General features: G+C 52.4%; 12 protein-coding genes. 7 read left to right on the top strand and 5 right to left on the bottom strand.

The window, feature by feature from the left end:
• The first annotated feature begins 89 nt into the window (after positions 1-89).
• Together Q1Y74_RS06625 and Q1Y74_RS06620 are read left to right on the top strand one after the other, a co-directional pair.
• Positions 90-1,094, top strand: a complete 1,005-nt coding sequence (locus tag Q1Y74_RS06625; protein WP_300813133.1) for a LacI family DNA-binding transcriptional regulator — start codon at positions 90-92, stop codon at positions 1,092-1,094.
• A gap of 56 nt (positions 1,095-1,150) precedes the next feature.
• Positions 1,151-2,521, top strand: coding sequence for an SLC45 family MFS transporter (locus tag Q1Y74_RS06620; protein ID WP_300813131.1), 1,371 nt, complete (start codon positions 1,151-1,153; stop codon positions 2,519-2,521).
• 148 nt (positions 2,522-2,669) lie between these two features.
• On the opposite strand, the gene Q1Y74_RS06615 is transcribed toward Q1Y74_RS06620, so the two are convergent.
• Positions 2,670-4,595 carry an NAD(+) synthase gene (locus tag Q1Y74_RS06615; protein ID WP_300813129.1) on the bottom strand — a complete coding sequence of 642 codons (1,926 nt, stop codon included), beginning with the start codon at positions 4,593-4,595 and terminating at the stop codon, positions 2,670-2,672.
• A 300-nt stretch (positions 4,596-4,895) separates the two neighbouring features.
• Between Q1Y74_RS06615 and Q1Y74_RS06610 the strand changes: the two genes are divergently transcribed.
• From Q1Y74_RS06610 to Q1Y74_RS06600, 3 genes are all read left to right on the top strand, one after another.
• Positions 4,896-5,324: a transcriptional repressor gene (locus Q1Y74_RS06610; protein ID WP_300813128.1), complete on the top strand. Its 429-nt coding sequence runs from the start codon at positions 4,896-4,898 to the stop codon at positions 5,322-5,324.
• Positions 5,325-5,357: 33 nt separating this feature from the next.
• Positions 5,358-5,915, top strand: a complete 558-nt coding sequence (locus tag Q1Y74_RS06605) for an NADH peroxidase (RefSeq protein WP_300813126.1) — start codon at positions 5,358-5,360, stop codon at positions 5,913-5,915.
• Between the two features lie 543 nt (positions 5,916-6,458).
• Positions 6,459-6,839 (top strand): hypothetical protein, encoded by a 381-nt coding sequence (locus Q1Y74_RS06600; RefSeq protein WP_300813124.1) that lies wholly within the window; start codon positions 6,459-6,461, stop codon positions 6,837-6,839.
• Here Q1Y74_RS06600 and Q1Y74_RS06595 read toward each other — a convergent pair.
• Both Q1Y74_RS06595 and Q1Y74_RS06590 read right to left on the bottom strand, forming a co-directional pair.
• Positions 6,820-8,184: an MATE family efflux transporter gene (locus Q1Y74_RS06595; protein ID WP_300813193.1), complete on the bottom strand. Its 1,365-nt coding sequence runs from the start codon at positions 8,182-8,184 to the stop codon at positions 6,820-6,822. The genes Q1Y74_RS06600 and Q1Y74_RS06595 overlap by 20 nt on opposite strands.
• A gap of 133 nt (positions 8,185-8,317) precedes the next feature.
• Positions 8,318-8,887: a sugar O-acetyltransferase gene (locus tag Q1Y74_RS06590; protein WP_300813123.1), complete on the bottom strand. Its 570-nt coding sequence runs from the start codon at positions 8,885-8,887 to the stop codon at positions 8,318-8,320.
• A gap of 117 nt (positions 8,888-9,004) precedes the next feature.
• On the opposite strand from Q1Y74_RS06590, the gene Q1Y74_RS06585 reads away from it, so the two are divergent.
• The gene (locus Q1Y74_RS06585; protein WP_300813121.1) at positions 9,005-9,784 is read left to right on the top strand and encodes a lipocalin family protein; all 780 of its coding nucleotides are present in this window, start codon (positions 9,005-9,007) and stop codon (positions 9,782-9,784) included.
• Positions 9,785-9,842: 58 nt separating this feature from the next.
• Here Q1Y74_RS06585 and Q1Y74_RS06580 read toward each other — a convergent pair whose 3' ends face one another.
• Together Q1Y74_RS06580 and Q1Y74_RS06575 are read right to left on the bottom strand one after the other, a co-directional pair.
• Positions 9,843-10,397 (bottom strand): NUDIX hydrolase, encoded by a 555-nt coding sequence (locus tag Q1Y74_RS06580; protein WP_300813191.1) that lies wholly within the window; start codon positions 10,395-10,397, stop codon positions 9,843-9,845.
• Positions 10,398-10,413: 16 nt separating this feature from the next.
• A complete protein-coding gene (locus Q1Y74_RS06575) occupies positions 10,414-11,100 on the bottom strand; it encodes a hypothetical protein (protein ID WP_300813119.1) in 687 nt (228 codons plus the stop codon).
• Between the two features lie 367 nt (positions 11,101-11,467).
• Between Q1Y74_RS06575 and Q1Y74_RS06570 the strand changes: the two genes are divergently transcribed.
• Positions 11,468-12,587, top strand: a 1,120-nt coding sequence (locus tag Q1Y74_RS06570; protein ID WP_300813116.1) for an IS1182 family transposase, incomplete at its 3' end; no start/stop codon positions are given.

Below are 12,587 nucleotides of genomic sequence, written 5' to 3'. Positions count from 1 at the left end.
CGAATAAGGCGACTTTTTTCTGTTTCTGCTATTTTTGCAAAAAGATACTGCAAAAACACTATCTTTGGAGCCCAAACAAAATCGTACGTATGAACAAACCGCAGATTACCATCAAAGACATAGCCAGGGCACTGAACGTTTCCGTCTCCACTGTGTCGAGGGCACTTAAGAACAATCCCGACATCAGTCAGGAGACCCGCGACCTGGTACACGAATACGCCCGCGCCCACAACTATAAACCCAATGTGCTTGCCGTCAACCTCCGTGCCAGCCGCAGCAACACCATCGGCATCATCATCCCCCAGCTGGTACACCACTTCTTCTCCTGCGTACTGAGCGGTGTGGAGGAAGCGGCCTCCCAAGCCGGCTACAACATATTGGTGGCACAAAGCAACGAGTCATACGAACAGGAAGTAAAGATTGTACAGTCGTTTCTGGCTGCCCGTGTCTGCGGTGTCATCGCCTCTCTGGCCAAAGAAACGTCCCGATACGAACATTATCAGGAACTGCTCAACAACGATATACCCGTGATTTTCTACGACCGCATCTGCACCGGACTGAAAACCGACCGCGTGGTGGTGGACGACTATGCCGGCTCATTCTCTGCCGTGGAATACATGATACAGACCGGATGCAAGCGCATTTTCTTCTACGGTTCCGCCCCCCATCTGGAGATTACCAAAAACCGCCGCAACGGCTATCTGGACGCCATGAAAAAATACAAGATTCCGGTGGACGACAGTATGATGAAGCTGTGCGACACCCGCGAACGGGCCATCTCCATCACCCCCGACCTGCTGGAAAGCCCCAACCGTCCGGACGGTTTCTTCGCCATCAACGACGAAACGGCATCGGGCATCCTCTACGCCTGCAAACTGGTGGGCGCACGGGTACCGGACGAGGTCTCCATCTGCGGCTTTACGGACGGTGCCATCGCACAGAATACCGACCCCAAACTGACCACCATCGAGCAACACGGCGAGGAAGTGGGCAAAAACGCGTTCAGCATTCTGATAGACAAGCTGGAAGGGAACGATAAGAGCGGCAACAAGATTGTACGCACCAACCTGGTTATCCGAGGAACGACCAAATAGCCGCCCGACGGACCGACAACCAATCAAGAGAACAAATTCAAAAAGACAATTATACCATGAAAGTTAAACCCGATTTAAGTTTTTGGAAGCTGTGGAACATCAGCTTCGGTTTCTTCGGCGTACAGATTGCCTACGCCCTGCAAAGTGCCAACATCAGCCGTATCTTCTCCACCCTGGGAGCCGACCCTCACAGTCTGAGCTATTTCTGGATATTGCCTCCCTTGGCGGGCATCATCGTGCAGCCCATTGTGGGGGCCGCCAGCGACAAGACCTGGACCCGTTTCGGACGGCGCATCCCCTACCTGTTCATCGGTTCGCTCATTGCCGTGCTCGTCATGTGCCTGCTGCCCAATGCCGGCAGCTTCGGAATGCAGGTCAGCACGGCCATGATTTTCGGGCTGGTTTCGCTCATGTTCCTCGACACCTCCATCAACATGGCCATGCAGCCGTTCAAGATGATGGTGGGAGACATGGTCAATGAAAAGCAGAAAGGCCTGGCCTACTCCATCCAAAGTTTCCTTTGCAACGCCGGCAGCCTGGTAGGCTATCTTTTTCCCTTCTTCTTCGCCTGGGCGGGCATCAGCAACACGGCGCCGCAGGGTGTCATTCCCGACTCCGTGATTTATTCCTTCTACATCGGCGCCGCCATCCTCATCCTGTGTGTCATCTACACCTCCGCCAAGGTCAAGGAGATGCCGCCTGCCGAGTATGCCGAATACCACGGCATCACCGAGGAGCAGGAAAAAGAGAAAACCAACATGCTGAAGCTGCTCGTCAAAGCCCCCAAAGCCTTCTGGACCGTAGGCCTGGTGCAGTTCTTCTGTTGGTTTGCCTTCATGTTCATGTGGACCTACACCAACGGCAGCATTGCCGCCAACGTATTCGGCGCCCCCACCACCCAGCACGTGGTGAACGGAGTGAGCAAAGTGGTGCTGGACACCACCAGCCTGCAATACCAGGAAGCCGCCAACTGGGTGGGTGTACTCTTTGCCGTACAGGCCATAGGCTCCGTCCTGTGGGCCATCTGCATTCCCCTGTTCAAGGACCGCCGTCTGGTCTACTCGCTGAGTCTGGTATTGGGAGGCATCGGTTTCATCTCCACCTTCTTCATCCACAGCCAGTACATGCTGTTCGTCTCCTTCCTGCTCATCGGATGCGCCTGGGCCGCCATGCTGGCCCTGCCGTTCACCATCCTGACCAACGCGCTGAGCGGCGGACACATGGGCACCTACCTGGGCTTGTTCAACGGCACCATCTGCATCCCGCAGATTGTGGCCGCAGCCCTGGGAGGCACCATCCTCGGCCTGTTCACCCCCGAAGGCTCGCTGGCGCCCGAAATCAACATGCTGGTCATGGCCGGCGTGATGCTCATCATCGGAGCCGCCTGCGTATATCTGATTAAGGAAAGCAAAGGAGAAACCGAATAAAGAAGAAGCAAACTACCTATGGCCGATTGCCCGGTTACTTATAAGTAAATGCATAACTACCTATAAGTAACCGGGCAATCGGCTATAAGAAGTCGGGCAACCCGCTCCCGGAACGGGAATTGCCCAACGGAACACTCTTTCTATCTCACTACAACGCCTCCACTTCCCGCAACCAGGAGTCTGACGAAGCGTCGCTCGGCATTCTCCAGTCGCCTCGCGGACTGATGGAGATGCTGCCCACCTTGGGGCCGTCCGGCAGACAGGAACGCTTGAACTGCTGGTTGAAGAAACGGCGGAAGAAGGTGGACAGCCACTTCTTGATGGTTTCCTCGTCGTAGACGTTCTTGAAGGTCTGCGCCGCCAGGAAGAATATTTTGGAAGGACGGAAACCGCAGCGCAGGAAATAATAGAGGAAGAAGTCGTGCAGTTCGTAGGGTCCTACCAGGTCTTCGGTAATCTGCCTGATGTTGCCGTTTTCGTCGGCAGGTATCAGTTCGGGGCTGATGGGCGTGTCCACAATGTCGAGCAACGTGGCACGCGAAGCCTCGTCCATACCGTGCCCGGCCACCCACTTCACCAGATGCTTCACCAGCGTCTTGGGCACACTGCCGTTGACGCCGTACATGGACATGTGGTCGCCGTTGTAAGTAGCCCAACCCAGAGCCAGCTCCGAAAGGTCGCCCGTGCCGATGACCATGCCCCACGTCTGGTTGGCTATGTCCATCAGTATCTGCGTGCGCTCGCGCGCCTGCGAGTTCTCATATACGACATCGTGTACTTCCGCATCGTGGCCGATATCCTTGAAATGGCACAGGCAGGCTTCCTTGATGCTCACCTCGCGCACCGTCACTCCCAGCGAGTTCATCAGGTCGACGGCGTTGGTATGGGTGCGGTCGGTTGTTCCGAATCCGGGCATGGTGACGCCGATGATTCCCTTGCGCGGCCATCCCAACTTATCAAACGTCCGTACGCAGACCAGCAAGGCCAGCGTAGAATCCAAACCGCCCGAGATGCCTACCACCGCACTTTTGGCATGCGTATGCACCAGTCTTTGCGCCAGCCCGGAAGTCTGGATGGAGAAAATCTCCTCGCAACGTTCATCCAGCGTCGGTCCCTGCGGCACAAACGGATGGGGAGCAAAGGTACGGGTCAACTTCAGCTCCTTGGGTGTGACATATTCTGCCGAGATGCGCACAGGAACTTCCGATGCCGTAAACGAACGGCAGGAACCAAAGGTTGTGTTCACCCTGCGCTCCGTACGGAGAAATTCCACGTCTATCTCACTCACCACGACCTGCTCGTCGAAAGAAAAACGCTCACCCGAAGCCAGCAGCTTTCCGTTTTCGTAAATCAGGCCGTTGCCGGCGAACACGACATCGGTCGTAGACTCGCCGAACCCGCAGGAGCTGAACACATAGCCCGCAATGCAGCGGGCCGACTGCTGGCCGATGAGGGAACGGAGATAAGCATGCTTCCCGATGGCCTCATCGTCGGCAGACAGATTGAAGATTATCTCAGCCCCCTGAAGCGCCAAGGCGGAACTGGGAGGAACGGGTGCCCACAGGTCTTCACAGATTTCAATGCCGAAGGTCGTGTCGGAAGTCTCAAACAGCAGGTTGCGCCCCATAGGTACCACCTGCCCGCACAGACGCACACTCGTCTCTGTAATTTCGCAAGCCGAGGTGAACCAACGCTTCTCGTAAAACTCCTTGTAGTTGGGAAGATATGTTTTGGGAACCACGCCCAGCACCCTTCCCTTCTGTATGACGACAGCCGCATTCAGCAACGCTCCGTTCAGAGGAACAGGCATGCCCAATATAGATATTATGTCCAGCTGACGGGTATTGTTCAACACCTGTATCAGTCCCATCTCGGCCTCTTCCAGCAACAGTTGCTGCGCAAAAAGGTCACCACACGTATAGCCCGTAATGGACAGTTCGGGGAAAACAATAATCTGAACTCCCTTCCCGTCGGCAATGATAATCTCTTTTTCTATCTGTCCGGCATTGAAGTTACAATCCGCCACCTTGACGCGGGGCACAGCCGCCGCCACTTTCACATATCCGTAATTCATTTCTATCCAAATTAGAAGATTACATTTAACACGCAAGCACCGGCAGCCTGACGGCCTGCCTGCGTATAGAGTGCAAAAATACACAATTGTTTTTGAATAACGCCCTTTAACCGCATGTTTTGAGCAGATTAGCCCGTCCACCAATGCCCATCGACAACCTTCTCCGTCCGGCCACTGACAAAAAACGCAGGTTTATTCATGTTTTTTAAAGAAAAATCTTTTGCATATTCACTGAATTCCATTTATCTTTGCATCAAAATTAAAAATGTAACGATTACAAGTTCGTAAAGAGAAGCAAAGATGGATGTAGTAACAAGATTGCAATTGCACAACATAAAGCCTTCGGTACAGCGCATAGCCATTATGCAGTACCTGATGGACCACCATACTCATCCTACTGCCGACGAGATTTACACAGCCCTGTCGCCGTCCATACCGACTCTGTCGAAAACGACGGTCTACAACACATTGAAACTGCTGAGCGAGCATGGTGCAGCGCAGACCCTGACAATTGACGAGCGCAATACCTGCTACGATGCGAACACCGCAGCCCACGGCCATTTCCTGTGCAAACGATGTGGGAAAATATACGACCTGAGCACCGCGGAAGCCCCCGTTCAGTCGCAATTCATGGAAGGGCACAATGTGCACGAAATACACTATTATTACAAGGGTATTTGTAAACATTGTCTTGAAGAAGAACGTTTATATATAACAAAGAATAACTAACTAATTTCAACTAATTTAAAATCTGAAAGAAAAATGAAAAAGTTTAGATGTACAGTTTGCGGTTACATTCACGAAGGTGATGCCGCTCCCGAGAAGTGTCCGTTGTGCAAGGCTCCCGCCAGCAAGTTCGTAGAAGTAGAAGAAACAGTAGCCGGCGGTCCGCTGGTATTCGTTGACGAACACGTAATCGGCGTAGCCAAAGGTTGCGACGACGAAATGATCAAAGACCTGAACAACCACTTCATGGGCGAATGTACTGAGGTAGGTATGTACCTGGCCATGAGCCGTCAGGCCGACCGCGAAGGCTATCCTGAAATTGCAGAAGCCTTCAAGCGCTATGCTTGGGAAGAGGCTGAGCACGCTTCCAAGTTTGCCGAACTGCTGGGCGACTGCGTATGGGACACCAAGACCAACCTGGAGAAGCGCATGAACGCCGAAGCCGGCGCTTGCGAAGACAAGAAGCGCATCGCTACTCGCGCAAAAGCCCTGAACCTGGACGCCATCCATGACACAGTTCACGAAATGTGCAAGGACGAAGCCCGTCACGGTAAAGGTTTTGAGGGTCTGTACAACCGCTACTTCAAGAAATAATCCTACCTATCCGTAGGACACCCAAAGAGACTGTCGCAAGCCAAGCTTGAGGCAGTCTCTTCTTTTTTCAGGACGTACATCCCGTTCGTGGCTTTCTCCTGCAACGGCTCTTCAGACCGGCCACGATGACTTCGGGATATGAAAATGTACGCACACGCCCGGTCAGGCATTTGCACAGGACGCAGACCATACCCGCACGGAGCTCAGACGATGCAAGCACGGTACACAGACGATGCAAGCACGCTCCGCAGACCATGCAAGCATGGCCCGCAGACAATGCAAGCATGGTCTGAGCACTGATTATCAGGCGAATTTACATACGGTCTACCCTCCCCCTCACATTTTCCCCAACAGGCCGCCGACGCGTCTCTGCAAAAAGCAGAAAGACATGAGTCCGCCTGCCCGCTCCCTTCCAATAGTCGGTTTTATCCTTCCAATCACCTAATAAAACTAAAAACAGCCTACTATTTGTTGCCAAACTTGCCAACACTCCCCGATAATGCCTATCTTCAGCGCGAAAATCATCGTAAACCTACAATAACCATGAAAAAAACAGCTATCCTTTTCACAGCTTTGGCCGGCCTTTGCATGGCCGCCTGCCACTCCGCTTCACGCAAGGCGGAGGCTACCGTTCAAGAAACGGCTACCGTTCAAGATTCTGTCAAGACCTGCAAGGGCCTTCTGGTCATGGGACACGAAGCCTGCTCGTTCACGCCCGACGGCGATACCGTGTCCTACTGGGTGGCTGACCGCTCGGGCGAACTACAGAAACGCTACGAAGCCGCCCTGCCCGAAGGTGCCGAACCCTACTCGCCCGTCACCGCCGAACTGAAAGTGAAGATGCTGGGTCCTTCGGCCGAAGGCTTTGCCGCCGACTACGACGGCGTGGTGGAAGTGCTGGAGATTATTCGTGTGGGCAAGTAGATTCTTTTTCCCTTCCCCTGCAATAAATGGTCAGCACGAAGAGCAGTGTCAGTGTCTCGGCGGCAGGCACGGCCAGCCAGATGCCGGGCACACCCATCACTACGGGCATCAGCCAGAAGCACAGCAACACCAGGATGAAGCCGCGCAGCAGGGTGACGGCCATGGCGGGACGGTCGCGCTCCACACTCTGGAAATAACCGATGGACACGATGTTCACCCCGAAGCATACAAAGCCGGCGGCAAAGAGCGGAAGCCCCTCCACGGCGATGCGGTAGGCCGGACAATGGGTATCGACAAACATGCCCACAATCGCCTCGGTGAAGAACTCTGTGACGAGGAATGCCACCACACCACACACTACCGCCGTCCACAGGGCCAGGCGGAAGGCCGAGCGCACACGTGCCGGCTGCGAAGCTCCGTAATTGTAGCTCAGAATGGGCTGTGCCGACTGCGCGATGGCGTTGTACACCATGAAGATGATGGGAAAGAAGTAGCAGGCAATGCTGAAGGCCGCCACACCGTCCTCGCCCAGGTAGCGGATGAAGACGCTGTTGCCCACGAACATCATGGTGGCAATGGCTGCCTCGCACAGGAAGGTGGACAGGCCCAGCCGTACCATGTAGCCCACATTGCGCGCCGTCAGCCGCAGGCTCTTCAGGCTCAGCTTGATGCGCTCCAGGCGGATGACGTGGCGGCGTTGCATCAGGTAGGCAAGAATCATCAGCGCTCCCACAATGTAGCCCAGGCTGGTAGCCAGCGCCGCGCCGAACATGCCCCAGCGGAGGACATAGATGAACAGCCAGTCGAGGAAGATGTTGATAAGCGCGGGAATGATGTTGCACACCATGGCATAGTTGGGCGAGCCGTCGAGACGCACGAAGAACATGCCCGAACTGAGCAGCGCGCTGAACACCAGAAAAGGCACAAACCAGCACATATACTCCACAGCCAGCGGCAACAGACGCTCACTGCTGCCCAGCAGGCGGGCCACCCACTCCACGTCGCACAGGATGGCCACGGCATAGGCGACAAGCAGCACGGATGAGACGATGATGGCCTGCGTCACGTTGATGCGGGCCACCTTCGGCTTGCCGTGGGACAGGTGGATGGACGCCACAACCGACGCCCCGATGCCGAACATCAGTGCCACACCCGTATTAATAAGGAAGAGCGGAGCGGTGATATTGACCGCCGCCAAGGCATCGCTGCCAATGCCCTTGCCCACAAAGATGCCGTCCGTAATGATGAATACGGCCGAGAACACCATGCCCAGCACGGTAGGTATCAGCAGCTTCCTGAACAGGGTTGGAATGTGCATGCTGCCGAAGTCGATGCTGTCCTTCAGCGGAGTCCGATTGTCGTTTTTCGTTGTCATCGCTCTTTTCGTTTTTTGCGGATGCAAAGGTAAGCTATTGTTCGGACCGGGAGATGAACAAATGATAATTTATGCAAGAACGATTGATGAGAAACGCAACGTTTCAGAATGTATTCTCCTCCAATTTGCGTATCGGACGGCAAGGATTGCCCACAGCCAGCGTATGGGCAGGAATGTCGCGTGTCACCACACTGCCTGCCCCGATGACAGCACCGTCGCCAATAGTCACACCCGGAAGGATGACTACATTTCCGCCTATCCACACATTGTTACCAATGCGGATGGGGTAGGCATACTCCAGGCCTGCGTTACGCTGAGGAATGTCCAGCGGATGACCGGCAGTATAGATGCCTACATTGGGAGCGATGAACACATTGTCGCCGATGCAGACATCGGCTCCGTCAAGGATGACAAGGTTGGTATTGCCGAAGAAATTACGCCCGATACGGATGTGATAGCCGTAATCGCAATAGAAAGGTGAGATAATGCAACCGCCTTCACCTATATGGAGGATGCGGCGTATCAGGTTGTCGCGCTCATCCGTTCGATCGGGCGGCAAGAGATTGTATTCATACAACAGACAACGTGTCTGCAACATTTCCCGTTGCAGTTCAGGGTCGTTGTTAGCATCGTAGAGCAAGCCTTCGGCCGCTTTCTGTTTTTCAGTCTTCATCAGGACAAGGAATGTATTAACAATTATTGTCAGCAAAGATAGCATTTCTATAAATAATAGGCTTACTTTTGTCTGTGATAATACATTAACCCAAACATTTAATCAGGAAAAACAACCATGAAAAAATCAATGACACTGGTCGTAGCTGCTTGCATCCTGGCTTCGTGCCATACGGCTACCCAACGAACGGAAAAAGATTTCGCAGGAAACTGGATTGAAGTAATGCCTGCCAATCCTCAGATAATACAGGGTGTAACCTTGAACACCGACGGCACCGCTTCCTCCATCGGTATGGCCACCCTGAAGTATGAATCGTGGAGCCTGAACGGGAACAAGCTGGTGCTCAACGGGAAAAGCATAGGCAACGGACAAACCATTGACTTCTCGGACACACTGGATGTAGTGAGATTGACTCCAGACTCATTGACACTGGAAAGGTTCGGCACCTATCGTATCGACTATTACCGGACAACGGAGATTCCTGTCATCGTAAAAGACAAGGCCCTGCTCGACTCGCTGAAGAAAACGGAAGGCACGGGCGAGCTGATGAAACGGGTCTACCGGGGAACATTGCCCGCTGCCTCGTGTCCGGGCATCGTCTACGACATCACCCTCTACAACTACCAGCATAGTGGAGACGGCGTGTTCAAAACACGCCTGACCTATCTGGAGGCTGAGAACGGGCAAGACCGGACATTTGAATGCTGCGGACGACAATATACCCTGCGCGGCAGTGCAACGGACAAGGATGCCACTGTCCTCCAATTTGTCCCCTTTGACAGAGATGAAGACACCATGAGCTTCCTCCTTGAAGACGACAAACTGACCCTGCTCGACCGTGAGCTGAAACCGATAGATTCGGAACTGAATTATACGCTGCAACTGCAACCCGATTGACAGATTCGGCAGGGAATATGCGGATGTTCCGCGACGGACAAGCCCTTTTTCTCCTTGTCTACAACAGATGGTTTTCTGCGAAATACTTCCAAAGAGGAGCGGCCATCAATGCCTGCCGTATCTCGTTACCGACAAGGAGGGCACGCACCTCGTCTGTTGTCAGCAGATGGATGCTGATGTCCTCCGTCTCTTCCAGATGCTGTTCCGAGAGGCGCTCCACTCCGGTAGCCACGAAACAATGACACAAGTTGGTCATGGTACTGGTGTTGGCAGACAAGGTAAGGTGGGGTGTCCATACTCCGCCTCCATAGCCTGTTTCCTCATAAAGCTCGCGCCTGGCCGATTCCAGCGGTGTCTCGCCCGCTTCGCATACTCCCGCACAGATTTCATAACCCGTCCATTGCAACCCGTGGCGGTATTGGCGTTCCATCAGGAACTTGCCGTCACGGGTAATGGCTATGACGTTGACCCAATCGGGATACTCCAGCACATAGTACTCCTTGTTCTCCACACCGTTGGGCATGCGGATGTGGTCGCGTCGTGCCGTCAGCCAGGGGCGGCGAATCAGGTATTCCGTGTGGAGTATCTCCCACTTTCTGTCATCACTGTTCATCATCTTATCAGATTAGTTATTTCTTACGTGCGGCAATTGCCAGAATGACGCCCAGAACCACGCCCAGCAGAGCAGCAAAAAGCACACGCAACTCGCCCGGCAGCAGGAAGGTGATGGTATGTGCCGGATACCAGAAGAAGGGAATAGTCTTCTTGAACACAAAGTTCCATTGCACGTGCCAGTTCATGTTCTGCATGATGTCGCCCATCGGGATGGGAGTAAACAGACCGCGCAAGGTCCCGCCTGTAGCCAGGATGTGGGTGTCGGTGATTTTATGAAGGGTCATGAATACTGGAGCAAAAATACTGTTCAGGCAGACTGAAATGGCAAATGCCAACAACACCTTGTCCGGTCCGATGGGACCTGCCATGATGTCGGCCGGATTCTGTACCCCCAGATAACCGGCAACGGCGGGTACTCCGGTGGAAAAGATGATGAACGCCATGTTGATGCCCATGCCGAAAATACCCCATACCACAGCACGGGGAAGCACGCCGAACTTAGGACGGTAATAACTGCCCGTGCTGATGCGCAGTCCCAACAGCTCGCCCAAAGTGGAAAGAATGGCGAACTTAAAGAAACTCATCACCATGCCATGCTCGGCATTGAACGACTGATACCAGGCATATAGGCTCTCGGAAAGGAAGAATGGCGCAAATAGGGCCACAACTACCAGAATGAAATAAAAATCGGTGCGTTTCATTGTATTAAAATAAGTGGTTTGTAAAATAATTGCATAAAGATGACAAGGCTGTTCTACAAAGGAATCAGAATGTCACTCATTTACTCCTAATAGCGGCCGAATGTAGTTATTTTTATTCTAACAGCAAATCTTTTGCCTTATTTTTTGGACAACAAACTTCATTATAGTCAGTAGGACACATTGCTAAAAAAGAGGCTGTCTCAAATAAACTTTGAGATGGCCTTTTTTGTGTTTGCAAAAAAATCGGGCAAGTCCTAACTTCGCTCAGTCAGAACTTGCCCGTCTCCCTAATTTTTTGTATCTTAGGGAATCCCGTCTCCCTAATTTTTTGTATCTTAGGGAATCAAGTCAATATATCTCAAAGATAATGTTTAAAAATTATACATCCAACGATAATCTGCTTTTACCTCCATGTTTAGGCGATTTTATTCCTCAGAACGATCCGGTCCGGGTTGTTCACCGTATCATTGAACAGATAAACCTTGAAGAACTTTACCTTAAGTATTCCTCTAAAGGTTGTTCTGCGTACCATCCACGCATGATGCTTCAGATTCTTGTCTATGCTTATTTGCGTAACATCTATTCCAGCCGTCGCATCGAAGAATTCTGTCGTAATGATATCCGCTTCATGTGGCTCACCGGCAATGTGGCTCCTGACCATAATACCATCAACCGTTTTCGCAGCAATCGTCTGAAGAATGTACTGAAGACAGTTTTCGCTACTATTGTAAAGTTCCTCGTGGCAGAAGGTTTTGTAAGTCTTGATGTAGCCTGTACCGACGGGACGAAGATGGAGGCTAACGCCAACCGTTATACATTTGTCTGGGGCAAGTCCATACATACCCGCATATCCAGAATAGCTGAACAGCTTGAGGAGATATGGCAATATGCCGAATCCGTCACCAAGCAGGAACTGCGTGATTCAGCTCCGGTTACATATCAGGATATCACTCCGGAGAAAGTGGAAAAGGCACTCGGGCAGATAGATGATGCCCTGAATGGAGTGGATACGGACAGGAAAATGAAAGCCAAGATAAGACGTGTAAGGAAGTCATGGCCTGAACAGCTCAGGAAATATGAATCACAGGGAAAGATACTTGACGGACGCAACAGCTACTCAAAGACAGACAATGATGCCACTTTCATGCGCATGAAGGAAGACCATATGAGGAATGGGCAGCTCAAACCAGGATATAATACCCAGATCAGTACCAACAGGCAGTTCATCCTGAACTATACCATCCATCAGTGTGCAGGCGATACCTCCACCTATCCTCTGCATATGGATGATTTCCAATCACTTTACGGCAGATACCCTTACGTGTCTGTCTGTGATGCCGGATACGGAAGTGAAGAGAACTATCTGTATGCTTTCAGACATGGCATTGAAACCTTCATAAAGTACAATTATTTTCATCAGGAACAGAAAAGGAACTTCAGAAACGACCCGTTTCTCTCTGCCAACTTTTATTATAATGAAGAAACCG

It is taken from the genome of uncultured Bacteroides sp. (assembly GCF_949298305.1).
GTDB lineage: Bacteria > Bacteroidota > Bacteroidia > Bacteroidales > Bacteroidaceae > Bacteroides.
The sequence above is the reverse complement of the archived record's forward strand: the minus strand, read 5'-3'. Positions and strand labels throughout refer to the sequence as shown.